Raw genomic sequence first — 16,658 nt, 5'->3', positions numbered from 1 at the left:
CGCCGCTGATCAGCCCCGAGCCGCCGGGTTGCGGGGGACGCTCGGTTAGCCGGCTGTGCCGGCGAGTTTTTTCAGCAGGGCCAGGGCGCGGTCCAGCTCCTTTTTCCCGCCGCAGTGTTCATGCAGCTGGATTGCGTCTTTGAGCAGGTCAATGCCGGCCTGCAGTTCGCCAGGTTGACCAGGATTTTTCGCGTCCAGGCCCTCCAAGGTGGCTCGGCCGAGGGCCAGTTTGAGCTTGGCGCGGACCTCATCGGGCATGTCCTGCTCTTTGGTGAGTTCGGCGGTACGCTTCATCACGTCGATCGGGAACGACTCCCCGGCCTTCTGCGACTTCAGCGCTGCCTCCGCGACTTCCTCCGCGACAAGGCACCCCGTTGTACGGTTGAAGCGGTTGGGCATTTTGAGGCCGTGCTGCAAGACGTAGCCTGCGACATCCAGGCCGCCGGCCCAATCGCCTGCATCGAAGCGCCAAAGCATGACAGTGGTCACCACATCGTCCTGAGCGCCGCGGCCAGCCGTAAGCACGCCATCGATGTAGGGTTTGTACTCGCCAAGCACCTCGGCTTTGACCAGTGCTTTGTGCTGGGTCGACTGGACCTGCTGCAGGCGCAGCTGGTCTTGCTGGAGCTTGGCGAGCATCAGCTCATAGGTGCTCAGGCCATCCATGAGCGCGGCCGGTGCGGTGAGTGCCGCCTCCTGGACGGCACGCTTGCGCAGCTGGGTACGTTGGGCGAGGGTCAGGCTCATGGCTTAGACCTTCTCGATGTTTTCGACCAGGGCGCAGGCGCCGAAGTCTTCAACGACATAGGACTCGTTGGACGACTGATAGTCGGCGATCTGGTCGTACTCAGGTTCGTCGCGGATGTTGCGGCGACGCTTGTCGGTCTGCACGTAGATGGACAGCGCGCTCAGCGGGCCGACCCATACCGCGCCCTCGATGAAGAAGGGAACGTCGTGCTCGATCGGCAGGCCACCGACACGGGTCTTGACGATGATCTCGTCGGCAGCATTGGCTTCCTGGTTGGAGGTCGCACCGTTCTCCAGGGCCTTCAGCTGCTTCGCGTGAAGCAATGCCGGGTCGATGATGGCGACCAGGTCCGAGCGCTTGCGGTGCCAAGGGTCCAGGAGCTGGATGGCGTCGAATACCAGGGCGTCGAGTGTCTTGTAATCGCCAGTGGCGCCCAGCGTCACCTTGCCTTCAACATCACCCTCGTCGATCACACGCTCAGGCGCACGGTCGCGCATTTTCTGCAGCCAGCCGATGTTCACGTCTTGCAGCATCGGATTGGCTGCCAGGTCGGTGTCCGCAGCCGCGCTGGTGCCGTTGAACCCGATCATGATCCGGTCCAGGCCTTGGCGCTCAGCGATCGAGCCGGACAGGCGGGTCTGGAAGTCCTTGAACTTCGCCCAGGCGTCGAGCTTCGCATATGGCAATGCGGTATCGAAGTTGGTCTTTTTACAGGCGTAGGTATCTGCCTTCAGCGAGCTGACGTCACGCGGCTGGCGGCGTTTGCCTGGGCCGGTCGCGGTGCGGCTGGCGGTCGGGCCATTGACGCCGAGCATGATCGCTTCGCCCTCGGCCTCGTCCACCTGGATGATGTTGATCTTCTTCAGGAAGGCGCTGGACTCCTGGATAGCGCTTTCGAGCTTCTGCGCGGGAGCCGGGGCAACGGTATAGGCCTCGGTTGCCGAGGTGACGTCGTTGATTTTGGCTTGCTGGGCCAGGTAGCCGTTGTAGGCGAGCCGGGTTTGCTTCTGCATGGTGTTTCTCCGAACTGGGGATGTTGTAGCGGCTTGGATCAGTAGTCAGCGACGACTTGCCCGTCGCCGCCTGCCACCGGTGGGCGCTGCTGCTGGGTGTGGTCTTCGGTGTTGCCCAAGCGCTTGACCAGCTCGTTGAAGTCGTTGGACAGCTTGTCGTGCTTGGCCTGGAGCTCTTCGCGGGCTGTGCGCTCGGCAGTGAAGGCTTCGGCCTGTTCGGCGCCGTGGGTGGCGAGCTGGTCGATCAGCTCGCCCAGGGCGGCGAAGTTGGCGGCGTCCTTGCCTTCTTTCTCCTTGCTCTTACCGAGGAGTTCGCCTACCCGTTCGCGCAGTGAGGCGAACATGCTTGGGGTATCGACGACTTCCTCGAATTTCATTGAGGCTTCTTCAGCAGCGGTAAACAGATCGTCCTGGTGCTGCTTACGGCTGGCCAGCCCGCTTTGAGTGCTGAACTTCAGCGCCTCTGTACCCAGGCTGGCCGGGCTGTCGGTGATGGCCAGGCCGATCAAGTAGGCCTTGCCGGATTCGGCGAAGTTGGGGCGGACCTCAGCGGAGGTGTAGATCTTTTGCCCCTTTTTGTTCAGCTCAATCAGGCTGTCAGTCGGCTGAATCTGGGCGTACAAAGCGAGCTTCTTCTCGCCGCTGATCTCAACCTCTTCCGCCTTGAGCGCGAGCACGTCGCCGAACGAGCCGAATAAGGTGTCCGGGCCGAGGCCGCGAATGTGCTCGCAGTTGAGTCGGGCACCGTAGGTTTTCGGGTCGTAGGACGCGGCCATGTCCTCGATCCACGAGCGCTCTACGGTACGGCCGTCAGTGGTCGCACCCTCAACGAAGATGCGGAACCAGTCGGAACGAAGTTTCTTGGCGGGTGCGGTGCTTGCGGCCATTCGGGCTGTCCTCAGTGCAGTGGCGTTGTGCCTAGCGATGGGGGCATGGTCCGCAGAGCGCTGCTGTACGGCAACGCGGTGGCTTTGTAGGAGGGCGGGCTACAGGGTGCGCCAGTGGGGCAACGCGCGCGTGAGCGTCAGCATCGGCGCCATGAACACTACAGCCCAACCGACCACCGACTCGCGCCGCCACGCCAAGTTCCTGTACTGGACCGGTTGGCGCATCACTGATATCGCCGATTACCTGGACGAAAAGGAGAAGACCGTCCACAGCTGGAAGGCCCGGGACGAGTGGGATCGGGCGGACAATGTCGAGCGTATCGGCGGCGCCCTGGAGGCCCGCCTCGTGCAGCTGATCCTCAAGGACGGTAAGAGTGCCGGAGACTTCAAGGAGATCGACCTGCTGCACCGCCAGTTGGAGCGGCAAGCCAGGATCCAGCGCTTCCAGGGTGGCGGTACCGAAGCCGACCTCAACCCCAACATCGCCAAGCGCAACGAAGGCCCGAAGAAGCAGGCGGTTCGCAATGAGCTGAACGAGGAACAGATCGAGCTGCTCGTCGAAGCTTTCCGCGACGGCTGCTTCGACTATCAGATGGACTGGTACCGCGCGGGCAACCAGCGCACCCGAATGATCCTCAAGAGCCGACAGATCGGGGCCACGTTCTACTTTGCCCGGGAAGCGTTGATTGATGCGATCACCACCGGCCGCAACCAGATCTTCCTGTCCGCAAGCAAGGCCCAAGCCCATCAGTTCAAGACCTACATGCAGTCGTTCCTCAATGAAGTCCTGGGCGTAAAGCTGACCGGCGACCCGATTGTGCTGTGGAACAACGCCGAGCTGCACTTCCTCGGTACCAACTTCCGCACCGCCCAGGGGCGGTCGGGCAACTTCTACTTCGACGAATTCTTCTGGGTTCACGGCTTCACTGAGATCAACAAAGTCGCGTCAGGCATGGCCCTGCAGAAGCGGTGGCGCAAGACGTACTTCTCGACGCCGAGCAGCATGGCGCACCAGGCCTATCCGTGGTGGACGGGCGAGCGGGTCAACAAGGGCAAGCCCACAGCCCAGCACATCCAGTTGGACGTCAGTCACGAGGTCCTGCAGCAGGGCAGGCTGGGCGAGGACAAGATCTGGCGGCAGATCGTCACGATCATGGACGCGGAGTCCCGCGGCTGCGATCTGTTCGACCTGGACGAGTTACGGATGGAGTACGACCCCGCGGCGTTCCAGAACCTGCTCATGTGCCAGTTCGTTGATGACGGATCGAGCATTTTCCCGCTGTCGATGCTGCAGCCGTGCATGGTGGAAAGCTGGGATTGGCCGGGCTACAGCCCATTTGCCATGAGGCCATTCGGCGAACGGCCGGTCTGGATCGGCTACGATCCGGCCGAGAGTGGCGACTCGGCGGGCTTGATCGTACTGGGGCCGCCCCTGGTACCGGGGGGAAAGTTCTTCCTCTTGGAACGGCATCAGTTCCGCGGCATGGACTTCAACTCACAGGCCGAGACCATCCGCCAGGTGACCCGCCGCTACAACGTGACCTACATCGGGATCGACACCACGGGGATGGGCAGCGCCGTGGCCCAGCTGGTGCGCCAGTTCTTCCCCGCTCTGCGCACCTTCTCCTACAACCCCGAGGTCAAAACCCGCCTGGTCATGAAGGCATGGGACGTCATCAGCAAGGGCCGGCTGGAGTTCGACGCGGGCTGGACAGACGTCGCCCAGTCGCTCATGGCCATCCGCAAGACGATCACCCCAAGCGGTCGCCAGTTCACATACACCGCCGGCCGGAACGAGGCCACCGGCCATGCGGATCTGGCCTGGGCACTCTTCCACGCATTGCACAACGAGCCGCTGGAGGGCCAGACCGTGGCCAACACCGGAATCATGGAGATCTACTGAGATGGGCACTATTGAGCAGGCCGGCGCAGCGCCGGCGCACCAGGGCGATCGGCTGGTCGGCCCGGCAGCCAAGGCCGAGGCATTCACCTTTGGGGAGCCAGTTCCGGTGCTCGATGGCCGCGAAGTCCTGGACTACCTGGAGTGCTATGACAACGGCCGGTGGTACGAACCGCCGGTTTCCCTGGAGGGGTTGGCTCGCTCATCAAAAGCCAGCGTGTATCTGCAGTCTGGGCTGATCTTCAAGCGCAATGCGCTTGCCCGAACCTTCGTGCCCCACAAGCTACTGAGCCGCCAGGCGTTCGAGCAAATCGTGATGGACCTCGGTTGGTCGGGCAACCTGTACCTGGAGAAGCGCGACAACATGCTGCGCGAAGCACTGGGCCTGCGCCCGTGCCTGGCCAAGTACATGCGCCGCGGATCTGACCTGGACAGCTACTACCAGGTCCGCAGTTGGCGGGATGAACACCAGTTCCGTGCGGGGAGCGTCTGCCACCTTCGGGTCGCGGATATCAACCAGGAGGTCTACGGGCTACCCGAGTGGTTGCCGGCACTGCAGTCGGCGCTGCTTAATGAGGCGGCCACGCTGTTCCGGCGCAAGTATTACCAGAACGGCAGTCATGCCGGCTTCATCCTGTACATGACCGACGCAGCCCACAACGAGGACTTCGTCGATGACCTGCGCAAGGCGATGAAGAACAGCAAGGGGCCGGGCAACTTCCGCAACCTGTTCATGTACGCCCCGAACGGGAAGAAGGACGGTATCCAGCTGATCCCGATCAGCGAGGTCGCCGCCAAGGACGACTTCGGCACTATCAAGAACATCAGCCGAGACGACCAGTTGGCGATGCTGCGCATCCCGCCACAGTTGATGGGTGTGGTGCCGCAGAACGCGGGTGGCTTCGGGTCAGTGCGCGACGCCACTCAGGTCTGGGCACTCAATGAACTGGAACCCGAGCAGGCCAGGCTGCTCCAGATCAACGATTGGCTGGGGGAGGAAGTGATCCGCTTCAAGCCCTACGACCTGCCGGCCGCTGCCGGAAACTGATACTGCAGACACAAGAAAGCCGCCCGATGAGGCGGCTTTTTTTAACCCCGAGAGGCCGAATGTGTGTGGATCTTCAGCGTGAAAAAACCCAGTAAATCTTACCACTGCACCTGTCTTCAAGCCACTTTAAATAGACGTTTGGCCCAATAAATACGGGGGGTCACAGCTCAGGGTAGACAGGGACTGACCTTCCCCGCGAGGCTTTATCGCCGGCTCCGCCCCAGGTCGAGAACATGGGCTTGTGCAGGTTCACCTCCATCATCAGTCTCGATTGCACCTGTCTCAATTGCAGATGCAATTCCCCTATCTGGCTATTCAGTCGGGCGTTGATTTCCACCAGCGCCTGGACGTCGGACCTTGCTTTGGCCGCGGCGCGCCAGGCTTCTTCGTTCTCATGTTCCAGCAGCAACACCTGATGCCGGACCATCTCCTCGTCCGTGCCAGCGCCCAGCTCGAACCCCTCCTCATTGATCAGCACCGGCTTGCTCCCCGTCGAACTCAACACTGTATGAATGAACAGTATCAGGCTGGTGAGCGGGTGACCAGCTGGGAGGCTCGGCGGCGACGGCCGGCGCCACCTCCACCCCGGCGCGCGCCCTCGTCCCCCCGCCACGCCTGCGGGCTAAACGTGTCGGAATTTCCGCACCCCTGCACAGCTGCTCAAAAGGCCTGGCTGTTGGGCTGGTGGGGGCACTTGGCATTCCAGATCTTCTGCGGATCCCTGCGCTGATGGGGTATTTCGACAGCGCGGCGCTTATCCTGGAGCGTTATTTGGCAGGGCTAGGGGGTAGCCTCGAAAAAAGAGTAACAAGCGTAACTGTGGGGAAGGACCGGTGCTGGAGGCCCCGTATTTACTGGGCTTCGCCGGTTACAAAGAGAGGTAATGGAAGGGTAATTGAAAAGGTAATATTTTGCTAAGCCCTTGATTTTAAAGGCTTTCAAGATAGAGAAATATCACTCAAACAAAGAGTAATCTGATTACCTATAGGTTACTTTAAAATTACTTTTTGGAAATGAGCTGAGGCCACGAAAATCAAGGGCTGCGGGGGAGAAAACGGTCAGGATTACTGATGTTACTCTTTTTGGAAGGCCTGCCAGTACATTGGGGAATGGGGGAGTGTAGTGGGCGCGCGCTCGTTCACATCTATCACACGCAGCGTCTTCGATCTCAGGAGCTCGCTCAGACAGTTAGATAGCTAAACCCGCGGTCAGTCCCTGCCGGGAGCTGTATACAGATGAGTCATACGTGTTTCGCCTGTTCCGCGAAGATCTTGGAGGCTAGGGCTGTCCCGATGATGGTCTTGATGGTGTCCAGCTGAGATGCAGACAGGAAGCAAAATGGAGTAATCCAGTGGATTACGAGTACCAGCAGCATTCCCATGAAGGACGCGGCTAGTAGCCAAAAAATGCATATTCTGGCGTTCGACAGATGATCTCTGAACCGCTCATCGCGATGATGTTTCGTTGCTGCGGCTTTTGTGTCGAGATCCCCGGCCGCAATTGCGGCTTGTTCTTCACTCGCCAAGCCTCTGTCTGATGGGAGAGCAGCCTGTGGTGAAGTGGGGCTCGGAATGTCAATAATCCGAGCCCCGATGTTCATATCCTCAGGTTGGTGCTGCTGCATGCTGCGTACGTTCCCTGTAGAGCTGCTGGTAATGATCTCTGATCAGTTCGTTGGGGATGACAAGTCCCAACGTGTCCCCGCGGAAGGTTGTCGACCATGGTGTATTAGGTGCGTGCGTGATCTGGGAGAGAGAAATTCCTGAATGTCCCCCATACATCTGCATCACTTGATCGATCATTGTCGACTCGTACACGTCCAGCGGCGGCGCAAATTGCGCCACAGGCTGAGGTGCAGGCACCTGGCCGTCACGGTAAACCTTCAGGCTCTGATAGAGCTCAGGGATAACAGGGCCATACTTCCAAGCCTGCACGTTTTCTTGGATCAACGGCCGCTGGTACAGGCCAAGCATCCACCCATGGCATAGGTAGACCAGCTTGAGTAACTGCATTGGAGTGAAGAATCGTGGCGGATTCTGCTGAGCTCCTCGCTGGATAATTTCATTCGCAATCTGTATCGACGGATGCATCAGTACCTCCTCAAGGTCGAGTCCTTCAACCCTCGTGACTAAGGGGTAGTCCAATAACCCCCTCCAGCTAACGATGACTTGTTGAGCTGAAACGACGTTACGTTAGCACGTTGTAGATTGGGTCGCTATCCAACATGTCAATACTGTTGATCTGTACAGTATAGCTGTCTTTCGGGCAGGCCTTGGTACGTGGCTTGGTACGTGTAGCGGGCAAATAAAAGCCCCGCATGAATGCGAGGCCTTATTTTGTATGGTGCCGGCACCAGGAATCGAACCCGGGACCTACTGATTACAAGTCAGTTGCTCTACCATCTGAGCTATACCGGCACAGGGGCGCATTATAGCTATCCGAGCAGCCGTGTAAACCACTTCCTTGCAATCAATGCAAAAACCCGTAACTCACCGGCCTGAAAGGAGAAATTTCCTACCAGCCGCGGTGGATGGTGTTTATGCCCGGCTCGGCCTTGGCGGGGTTGAAAAACAGCTTGTCGTTGTCGCAGCCGCGCTTGCGGCAGGGCTGTGCGACGTGCAGCGGCAGGCCGCGGTCGCCGCCGAGTTGCATGGCGGGGGTGTCCCAGCCAAGGGCTTTGTCGGGGGCGTGGCTGGTGGTGTTGGTGCAGCCGGTGACGGCGAGGGCGAAGCTGAGCAGGGCTGTGGATTTGATCGGGATCACGATGTCGAAGTCCGTTCGGTGACAGTCTTTGTTGCGGGCAATTGTAACTCAGTAGGCATGGGCGAAGGCGGGTGGCCATCACGCTTTCAGACAATTCTGAAAATGCTTATGCACAAGCGGCATGCCAGGATTGCAGTGCGGGCATACCGTTGGTCGTAACCGCCGGTCTTTGCGCAAAGTGCTGTTTTTGCTGGGCTTGAAGGTTTAAGCGAATAAGCAGACGGCCCTAAATAGCCAGTTGGATCCACAAATCTACCAATTTCATCAAAAGCTTGTGCACAGACTTATCCACAGGTTGCTCATCGCCCGCGCTCGGCCAAAAGGAGCAAATTGCGGGGTGTAAGGGCGTAGTCGCAGAACAGCCCAACGCGCACGTTGTAGCCTTGTTCGTGCATGTACAGCGCTCGATCGAGCACCAGCCATAACTCCAGCGGGCGGCGGAACAGGTTGCGTACGCGCTCCAGGTTGCGCACCTGGGCGAGGCGTTGCCAGCCGGCGGCTTCGAGTGCCTCCCAGTCGGGGTTGCCGGCAAGGGGCAGCTGTTTGAGTGCGGCGAGGTCCTGGCAGTACGCGGCGAAGGTCTTGTCCAGCCAGCTGACCGGCAGCGATGGCGTCGGCAGGTAGCTGTCGTTCTGGCGTTGTTCGCGTTGCAGCAGATCGAAGCCTAGGCGGCGGGCCATCGAGGCGTCGCGCTGGCGGCGGACGCGGGCGCCGGCGGTGACGGTTTCGCTCAGGGGCAGGCCGAGGTCGTCGTGGTCGAGCTGCAGAGTCGAGGCGCGAGCGTGGCTGGACAAGGCCTGATAGGCGCTGGCCTGGATGCGGTTGTAGCAGCAGGGCGCCAACGCGATGTGTTGGCAGCCTTGGCTGGCGGCTAACTGCAGCAGGCGCACGTGCAGATCGCCGCAGGCGTGCAGGGCGACCACGCTTTTGCTTTGGTCGAGGCAGCAGGCGCTGTCGGCGGCCATGACGTCTTGTTGCAGGTGCTGGGCGGGCAGCTTGTGGTGGTCGCTGAGGGCCTGGCCGGCGGCGACCAGCTCGGGGTTGTACTCGAGGCAGGTCAGTTGCTGGCCGGGCTGCAGCAGGCGGCGGCCGAGATGCCCTTTGCCGGCGCACCAGTCGAGCCAGTGCTGGGTCTGCTGACGAAAGCCGAGGCGGCGGCTGAAGGCTTCGATCTGCTGCCACTTGCGACCGGGCACGTTGACGTCGAGGCGGTGGCCGGCGGGCGATAAGCCTGCGTCGGGCAACTCATCCAGGGCGGTCAGTTGCTGAGCCTGGGCGGCCAGCTGTGGATAAGGTGCGGGTGGCAGGTTTGGGTCGAGGTTGGCTTCGGCGTCTTCGAGGGTGCACTGGCGCAGCCAACTGGCCAGTTCTGGGTACTGCTGTTCCCAGTCGAGCTGCAAGGCGGTGAAGGGCCTGGGCTTCCACAGCGCTTGATGCTCGACCAGAAACTGGTCGAGGGCGTGGAAGCGAGCGTGTAGCTGGTCGCTTTCGAGGATGGCCATGGGCGCCTTAGCGCCCTTGGCAGGCGTCCACCCGCAACCAGCGCTCCAGCAGCTTGAAGCCTTGCACCAGCAGGAACGAGATGACCAGGTAGAACAAACCGGCCGCGAAGAAGATCTCAACCGGTAGGTAGGTGCGGGCGATGATCGTGCGGGCCATGCCGGTGAGTTCGAGCAGGGTCACGGTGCTGGCCAGGGCGCTGGCCTTGAGCATCAGGATCACTTCGTTGCTGTAGGCCGGCAGGCCGATGCGCGAGGCGCGTGGCAGCATGATGTAGAACAGGGTTTTGCCGCGGGACATGCCCAGCGCCCGCGCTGCTTCGATTTCACCCTTGGGGATGGCCTGCAGCGCGCCACGCAGGATCTCGGCGATGTAGGCGGCGGTGTGCAGGGTCATGGTCAGCACGGTGCACCAGAACGGATCGCGCAGGTACGGCCACAGCACACTGTTGCGCACGGCTTCGAACTGGGCGAGGCCGTAATACACCAGAAACAGCTGCACCAGCAGCGGCGTGCCGCGGAAGAAGAAGATGTAGCCGTAGGGCAGGGCGCGCACGTACCAGTGGCGCGAGGCGCGGGCGACGCCCAGCGGGATCGCCAGGATCAAACCGGCGATTACGGCGATGGCCACCAGCTCCAGGGTCAGGGTCGCGCCCTGGGCCAGGCGTGGCAGCCATTTGATGATGACTTCCCAGTTCATTATTCAGCCCTCACGAAGCCGCGAGCGGCGCGTTTTTCCAGGAAGTACATGCCGGCCATCGCCACTACGGTGAGGCTCAGGTAGATGCACGCGGCAACCATGTAGAAGGTGAACGGCTCCTTGCTCACGGTCACGGCGATCTGCGAGTGGCGCATGATTTCTTCAAGGCCGATCACCGACACAAGCGCGGTGTCCTTCATCAGGATCATGAACAGGTTGCCCAGGCCCGGCAGGGCAATGCGCCACATCTGCGGCAGGATGATCCGCGAGAGGATGCGGCCTTTGGACAGGCCCAGGGCCAGACCGGCTTCGCGGTGGCCCTTGGGGATCGCCAGGATCGCGCCGCGGAACACTTCGGTGGCGTAGGCGCCAAAGCACAGGCCCAGCGCGATCACGCCGGCGGCAAATGCGCTCAGCTCAAGGCCGGGCATGTTCAGGGCGTCGCCGAGGCTGTTGACCAGGCCGACGGTGCCGAAATAGATCAGCAATACCCACAGCAGCTCGGGAATCCCGCGCACCAGGGTCGAATAGAAGCCGCCAAGCCATTGCAGTGGCTTGATGGCAGAAGTCTTGGCAAGGGCGCCGAGCAGGCCCAGGATCAGCCCCAGCAGCAAGGCGCAGAGCGCCAGTTTTACCGTCATCAGGGTGCCAGCCATCAAGGCCGGACCGAATCCGTGCAGGTCAATATTCATTGATTAGGTGCGTTCTAGGGACCGACACGCCGCTAGGGCGTGCCGGTCGGGCGAATCATTCGATGCTGAACGGGAAGTACTTGTCGTTGATCTTCTTGTACGTACCGTCGGCTTTGATTTCTTTCAGGGCAGCGTTGAGCTGGTCGCGCAACTTGTCGTCACCCTTGCGCACGGCAATGCCGATCTTGTCGCTGTCCATCACCGGCTCGCCTTTGAACTCATAGGCTTTGCCGTCGTTGGATTTGAGCCACTCGTACTGCACGTACTTGTCGGCGAGGATGGCGTCGACGCGGCCCGAGATCAGGTCGAGGTAGGCGTTTTCCTGGGTGTCGTACAGTTTGATCTGCACGTCGCTACCGTAGTTGTCTTCCAGCCAGGTGCCGGCCAGGGTCGCGCGCTGGGTGCCGATGATCTTGCCTTTGAGCGAGGCCTTGTCGGTTTTGAAGTCGACGTTCTTCGGTGCGATGAACTGCAGCTTGTTCGAGTAGTACGGGTCGGTGAATTCAACCGCTTGCTTGCGCTCGTCGGTGATCGACAGCGACGACACCAGGAAGTCGAACTTCTTCGCGTTCAGGGCGGGGATGATGCCGTCCCAGTCGGAGGTGACGACCGAGCAGTCGACTTTCATCTTGGCGCACAGGGCGTCGCCGATGTCTTTGTCGAAGCCGACCACGTTACCGCTGGCATCCTTGTTGTTGAACGGCGGGTAGGCCGCTTCGATACCCATGCGCAGTTTGTCTGCGGCCAGGACATTGGCCGAGAACACCAAAGTGGCGGCAGCGGCCAGGAGAAACTTCTTGTAGGTCTGCATGTATTGCTCCGTTAGCGGTGGCTGGACATGAATTGCTTGCAACGCGCCGAGTTCGGGTTTTCGAAGACCTGCTGCGGCGTTCCTTGCTCTTCAACCAGGCCCTGGTGCAGGAAAACCACTTCACTGGACACCTGGCGGGCAAAGTTCATCTCGTGAGTTACCAGCAGCATGGTACGGCCTTCGTCGGCCAATGCGCGGATAACGTTAAGCACTTCCTGGACCATTTCCGGATCGAGCGCCGAAGTTGGCTCGTCGAACAGGATCACCTTGGGCTTCATGGCCAGGGTACGGGCAATGGCAGCACGCTGTTGCTGGCCACCGGAAAGCTGCGCGGGATAGCTGTGGCGCTTGTCGAAGATACCGACTTTGTTCAGCAGCGCTTCGGCATGTTCAGTGGCTTCGGCCTTGCTCTGGCCAAGCACGCGGCGCGGCGCCTCGATGATGTTGTCGAGGATCGACATGTGCGGCCACAGGTTGAAATTCTGGAAGACGAAACCGATTTCGCTGCGCAGGCGGTTGATCTGGCGGTTGTCCGACGGGATCAGGTCGCCGTTCTTGGCGGCCTTGAGCTTGAGCTCTTCACCGGCCAGGAGGATCTGCCCTTGATGCGGGTTTTCCAGCAGGTTGATGCAGCGCAGCAGGGTGGACTTGCCGGAACCGGACGATCCGAGGATCGAGATCACGTCACCATCGCGCGCGGTCAGGGAAATGCCCTTGAGAATTTCCTGGGTGCCATAGCGCTTGTGCAGATTGCGGATTTCCAGCGCGGGCGTGGCCTGGGCCATGTGCGGTCCTCTTCGGTTCGGGTGCGTTCCCAGCTGTTGGCGGCCTTCCTGGCGAGCGCCACGCTAGCATAGCGGCTCATTGACAGCCAACGGGGTCGCAAGGGGCTCAGGTCGCTGGCGGGGCAGTTTGTCGCATCGTTGCAGTGCAACGTCGCGAGGATGTCCGCCGGCCTTGTGCCCAGCACCAGAGCCTTGATGAAAAAAGGCGCGATGGTGCCAGTTTTGTACCGCACTGGGAAGCCGTTTTTAGCCGTAGTGGCTACTGCCCTCTTTTTCGCTTGAATGGAGGTTGCGCTGACGGTTGCACCTGGGCGCTTCGATTTTGTGCGCGGGTGTTACCAAGGAGCACCTTTGGTGCATTTGTAAGTGGGTATTTCAGTAATCTGCTCGGCACAAGCCGGTTTGATGTGCATTCGGTCAAGCCTTGGCCAGATGCCCTGCAGGCCCCGCCGGGATTGATGTCGGGCCTGGCGCTGATGAGCCAAGCACGGAGATGGCGCGGTAATTGCCACAGGAGATTTCCAGAATGCAGCGACGCCTACCTAAATCCCGGGTGCGCTGGCCAGTCATTCAGGTAGTCCACCTCCTTACAAAGGTAGTTTTATGAGCGGTAAGCACAATTCCAATGACCTCGCTCAGGGGCTCAAATCGCGTCACGTCACCATGTTGTCCATCGCCGGTGTGATCGGCGCGGGGCTGTTCGTTGGCTCCGGCCACGCCATTGCGGCGGCCGGCCCTGCTGTGCTGTTGGCCTACGCGGCAGCCGGTACCCTGGTGGTGCTGGTGATGCGTATGCTTGGCGAAATGGCGATCGCATCGCCCGACACCGGTTCGTTCTCGACTTACGCTGATCGCTCGATCGGCCACTGGGCCGGCTTCACCATCGGCTGGCTGTACTGGTGGTTCTGGGTGCTGGTGATCCCGCTCGAAGCCAACGCCGCGGCCGCGATCCTCAATGCCTGGTTCCCCGCGGTTGATCTGTGGGCGTTCTCGCTGTTGATCACTCTGGCGCTGACCGTTACCAACCTGTTCAGTGTGAAGAACTACGGCGAATTCGAGTTCTGGTTCGCGTTGCTCAAGGTACTGGCGATCATCGGCTTCATCGTGGTCGGTTGCGCGGCCATGTTCGGTATGGTGCCGGGCAGCCAGGTCAGTGGCGTCAGCCACCTGTTCGACACCCAGGGCTTCATGCCCAACGGCCTCGGCGCAGTGCTGGCAGCCATGCTGACCACCATGTTCTCGTTCATGGGCACTGAAATCGTCACCATCGCCGCCGCCGAATCGAAAGACCCGGGCAAACAGATCAGCAAGGCCACCAACTCGGTGATCTGGCGGATCTGCCTGTTCTACCTGGTGTCGATCTTCCTGGTCGTGGCCCTGGTGCCATGGAACGACCCAGCCCTGGCGGCCACCGGTTCGTACCAGACCGTGCTGAGCATGATCGGCGTGCCGAATGCCAAGCTGATCGTCGACATCGTCGTCCTGATCGCCGTGACCAGCTGCCTCAACTCGGCGCTGTACACCTCCTCGCGCATGCTGTTCTCGCTGAGCAAGCGTGGCGATGCGCCGGCCGTTGCCCAGCGCACCACCAAGGCGGGTACGCCGCACTGGGCAGTGCTGCTGTCGACCGCTGCGGCGTTCCTCTGCGTATTTGCCAACTTCGTCGCGCCAGCGCAGGTGTTCGAGTTCCTGCTGGCCAGCTCCGGCGCGATCGCCTTGCTGGTGTACCTGGTGATCGCCGTGTCGCAACTGCGCATGCGCAGCCAGCGTGAAGCACGCGGCGAGAAGATCGAGTTCAAGATGTGGCTGTTCCCGGGCCTGACCTGGGTGACCATCGCCTTTATCGTCGCCGTGCTGGTGGTGATGGCGATTCGTCCAGACCACCGCATCGAGATCATCGCCACCGCGCTGCTGAGCCTGGCTGTGGTCGCTGCCGGCCTGCTGGTGCAGCGCAAGCGCAAGGCCGCCGTGGCAGCTGGGCGGGTTGTGCTGAGTAACTGATCTGCCGGCTCGTTGAGCTGAATGCAAAAAGGCCGCGCTCTGGTTCAGGGCGCGGCCTTTTTTAATGTCGCAACGCTGCCGGTGTAGGAGCGGCCTTGTGTCGCGAAAGGCCCGCGTAGCGGGCCCGGCAATTTCCGCGGCGAAGCTGAGAATCCGGGGCCGCTGCGCAGCCCTTTCGCGACACAAGGCCGCTCCTACAGGGGCCGCTGAGGCAGAGTTAGCCGAACTGCTTCTGTTGCAGCTGCTGCTTGGCTACCACTTCAGAGGCCGCTACGTACGCTTCCTGGAACTCGTCGCTCTCCAGCCAGGCCATGGTAGTTTCTTCGTCGGCGCCGTCCAGCCAGGTGCGGTAGGCGGTAAACACCAGCACGATGTAGTCGGTGGCGTGCTCTTCCTTGTGGCCTTTGAGCACCAGGGTCAGCAGCGGGTCGACCAGGAACACCGCGATCATCGCCACCAGGCCGGTCTCCTGGGCGGCTTTCATCTTGCTGAACAGCTCGCTGTAGCTGTCCGACTCCAGCGCCTTGTTGAAGATCTGCTCGACGCTGGCGCTGTCACCGGCGCTCGCCTTGACTGCCTGGCCGCTGCGCACCATGCGGTTTTGCTTGGCTTTGCTGGCGGCGCGCTTGGCGCGTTTTTGCTGCTTGGTGTTGGAAGCCATGGGGCCTGAAATCCTTGGAGGGGCAAAAGTGCGCGTATTGAATCGCACTTGCCCGACAAACCCAAGAGGCACGCGTCGCGATCAGGCCGCCGGCGCCTCATCTTCTTCAAAGCCACGCGATGCCCGGCCGACCAGCAGCGGGTCGGGCGCATGGGCCACGCGCAGGTCCTTGCCGGGGTACTCCAGCGAATGCAGGAAGTGGCGGATGCAGTTGATCCGCGCGCGCTTCTTGTCATCCGACTTGATCACCGTCCACGGCGCATCGCCGGTGTCGGTATGGAAGAACATCGCCTCTTTGGCGCCGGTGTAGTCGTCCCACTTGTCCAGCGACTTGATATCGATCGGCGACAGCTTCCAGTGCTTGAGCGGGTCGTCCCGGCGCGAGACGAAACGGCGTAGCTGCTCTTCGCGGTTGACCGAGAACCAGTACTTGAACAGCAGGATGCCGCTGTTGGTGAGCATCCGCTCAAGGTCTGGCGCCTGGCGCATGAACTCCAGGTATTGCATCGGGGTGCAGAAGTCCATGACCCGCTCGACCCCGGCGCGGTTGTACCAGGAGCGGTCGAAGAAGACCATTTCCCCGGCGGTCGGCAGGTGCTGGATATAACGCTGGAAATACCACTGGCCCTGTTCCTGCTCGGATGGCTTCTCCAGCGCCACGATGCGCGCGCCACGGGGGTTCAGATGCTCCATGAAGCGTTTGATGGTGCCACCCTTGCCGGCCGCGTCACGGCCCTCGAACAGCACCACAATGCGCTGGCCGGTGTCCTTGGCCCAGCTCTGCACCTTGAGCAGCTCGATCTGCAGCTCGGTCTTGGCCTTCTCGTATTCGTTGCGGCGCAGCCGGGTGCGGTACGGGTAGCTGGCGGGCAGGCGCGCCGAGGTGCTGTCCTCGTTGCTGCCTTTGCGTGCGCTGGCCACCTGCAGCGCAGCGGGCTGCTGGCTGATGCTGAGAATCGTCGGTTCGGCGCTGACCTTGGCGGCCGGCTTGCGCTGGCGTGGGCGACGGCTGCGCGGGGCCGGTGTGGCGCTTGCGCTGAGGGTGGCGCTGGTGTCGGCAGCAGGGGCGGGGGAGAGAAGCGGGGTGGATTCGTCGCTCATGGAAATCCTTGCGGGTCGGTTCGAGTGTCCACCGATCATGCTAAGGATA

The 16,658-nt window shown here is 61.2% G+C and carries 17 protein-coding genes and 1 tRNA gene; 3 read left to right on the top strand and 15 right to left on the bottom strand.

Going from position 1 to position 16,658, the window contains the following annotated elements; translation table 11 throughout:
- Positions 1-45 precede the first annotated feature (45 nt).
- Genes gpM through K3F44_RS18065 form a run of 3 tightly spaced genes read right to left on the bottom strand, consistent with a single transcriptional unit; the run spans position 46 to position 2,648 of the window.
- On the bottom strand, positions 46-747 hold the full coding sequence (gene gpM, locus K3F44_RS18075) for a phage terminase small subunit (RefSeq protein WP_220632705.1): 702 nt from the start codon (positions 745-747) through the stop codon (positions 46-48).
- Positions 748-750: 3 nt separating this feature from the next.
- The gene (locus tag K3F44_RS18070; RefSeq protein ID WP_220632704.1) at positions 751-1,761 is read right to left on the bottom strand and encodes a phage major capsid protein, P2 family; all 1,011 of its coding nucleotides are present in this window, start codon (positions 1,759-1,761) and stop codon (positions 751-753) included.
- 38 nt (positions 1,762-1,799) lie between these two features.
- Positions 1,800-2,648, bottom strand: coding sequence for a GPO family capsid scaffolding protein (locus K3F44_RS18065; protein WP_220632703.1), 849 nt, complete (start codon positions 2,646-2,648; stop codon positions 1,800-1,802).
- A gap of 151 nt (positions 2,649-2,799) precedes the next feature.
- On the opposite strand from K3F44_RS18065, the gene K3F44_RS18060 reads away from it, so the two are divergent.
- Both K3F44_RS18060 and K3F44_RS18055 read left to right on the top strand, forming a co-directional pair.
- Positions 2,800-4,551, top strand: a complete 1,752-nt coding sequence (locus tag K3F44_RS18060) for a terminase ATPase subunit family protein (protein WP_220634203.1) — start codon at positions 2,800-2,802, stop codon at positions 4,549-4,551.
- Position 4,552: 1 nt separating this feature from the next.
- Positions 4,553-5,596 (top strand): phage portal protein, encoded by a 1,044-nt coding sequence (locus tag K3F44_RS18055; RefSeq protein ID WP_220632702.1) that lies wholly within the window; start codon positions 4,553-4,555, stop codon positions 5,594-5,596.
- 160 nt (positions 5,597-5,756) lie between these two features.
- Here K3F44_RS18055 and K3F44_RS18050 read toward each other — a convergent pair whose 3' ends face one another.
- From K3F44_RS18050 to K3F44_RS18005, 10 genes are all read right to left on the bottom strand, one after another.
- On the bottom strand, positions 5,757-6,074 hold the full coding sequence (locus K3F44_RS18050) for a hypothetical protein (RefSeq protein ID WP_220632701.1): 318 nt from the start codon (positions 6,072-6,074) through the stop codon (positions 5,757-5,759).
- A gap of 762 nt (positions 6,075-6,836) precedes the next feature.
- Positions 6,837-7,220, bottom strand: a complete 384-nt coding sequence (locus tag K3F44_RS18045; RefSeq protein ID WP_220632700.1) for a hypothetical protein — start codon at positions 7,218-7,220, stop codon at positions 6,837-6,839.
- On the bottom strand, positions 7,201-7,686 hold the full coding sequence (locus K3F44_RS18040) for a Panacea domain-containing protein (RefSeq protein ID WP_220632699.1): 486 nt from the start codon (positions 7,684-7,686) through the stop codon (positions 7,201-7,203). Before K3F44_RS18040 ends, K3F44_RS18045 begins: the two co-directional genes overlap by 20 nt.
- A 251-nt stretch (positions 7,687-7,937) precedes the next feature.
- A tRNA-Thr gene (locus K3F44_RS18035) sits at positions 7,938-8,013 on the bottom strand.
- A 97-nt stretch (positions 8,014-8,110) separates the two neighbouring features.
- Positions 8,111-8,359 (bottom strand): hypothetical protein, encoded by a 249-nt coding sequence (locus K3F44_RS18030; protein WP_371411557.1) that lies wholly within the window; start codon positions 8,357-8,359, stop codon positions 8,111-8,113.
- Between the two features lie 299 nt (positions 8,360-8,658).
- On the bottom strand, positions 8,659-9,861 hold the full coding sequence (locus K3F44_RS18025) for a methyltransferase (RefSeq protein ID WP_220632698.1): 1,203 nt from the start codon (positions 9,859-9,861) through the stop codon (positions 8,659-8,661).
- Between the two features lie 7 nt (positions 9,862-9,868).
- Positions 9,869-10,558: an ABC transporter permease gene (locus tag K3F44_RS18020; protein WP_101322513.1), complete on the bottom strand. Its 690-nt coding sequence runs from the start codon at positions 10,556-10,558 to the stop codon at positions 9,869-9,871.
- Positions 10,558-11,250 carry an ABC transporter permease gene (locus K3F44_RS18015; RefSeq protein ID WP_220632697.1) on the bottom strand — a complete coding sequence of 231 codons (693 nt, stop codon included), beginning with the start codon at positions 11,248-11,250 and terminating at the stop codon, positions 10,558-10,560. The genes K3F44_RS18020 and K3F44_RS18015 overlap by 1 nt, the downstream gene beginning before the upstream one ends.
- Positions 11,251-11,305: 55 nt before the next feature.
- Positions 11,306-12,061: an ABC transporter substrate-binding protein gene (locus K3F44_RS18010; protein WP_220632696.1), complete on the bottom strand. Its 756-nt coding sequence runs from the start codon at positions 12,059-12,061 to the stop codon at positions 11,306-11,308.
- Between the two features lie 11 nt (positions 12,062-12,072).
- Positions 12,073-12,846 carry an ABC transporter ATP-binding protein gene (locus tag K3F44_RS18005; RefSeq protein ID WP_101322510.1) on the bottom strand — a complete coding sequence of 258 codons (774 nt, stop codon included), beginning with the start codon at positions 12,844-12,846 and terminating at the stop codon, positions 12,073-12,075.
- A 603-nt stretch (positions 12,847-13,449) separates the two neighbouring features.
- On the opposite strand from K3F44_RS18005, the gene gabP reads away from it, so the two are divergent.
- Positions 13,450-14,847 carry a GABA permease gene (gabP, locus tag K3F44_RS18000; RefSeq protein WP_101322509.1) on the top strand — a complete coding sequence of 466 codons (1,398 nt, stop codon included), beginning with the start codon at positions 13,450-13,452 and terminating at the stop codon, positions 14,845-14,847.
- A 217-nt stretch (positions 14,848-15,064) separates the two neighbouring features.
- Here the strand turns inward: gabP and K3F44_RS17995 are convergent, their stop codons facing one another.
- Positions 15,065-15,508, bottom strand: coding sequence for a hypothetical protein (locus tag K3F44_RS17995; RefSeq protein WP_101322508.1), 444 nt, complete (start codon positions 15,506-15,508; stop codon positions 15,065-15,067).
- 81 nt (positions 15,509-15,589) lie between these two features.
- Positions 15,590-16,609, bottom strand: coding sequence for a polyphosphate kinase 2 (gene ppk2, locus K3F44_RS17990; protein ID WP_220632695.1), 1,020 nt, complete (start codon positions 16,607-16,609; stop codon positions 15,590-15,592).
- Between the last annotated feature and the right edge of the window lie 49 nt (positions 16,610-16,658).

Source organism: Pseudomonas sp. S07E 245 (assembly GCF_019599025.1).
Lineage (GTDB): Bacteria > Pseudomonadota > Gammaproteobacteria > Pseudomonadales > Pseudomonadaceae > Aquipseudomonas > Aquipseudomonas shirazensis.
Note: the sequence above shows the minus strand (reverse complement) of the source record. Positions and strands in the feature narration are given on the sequence as shown.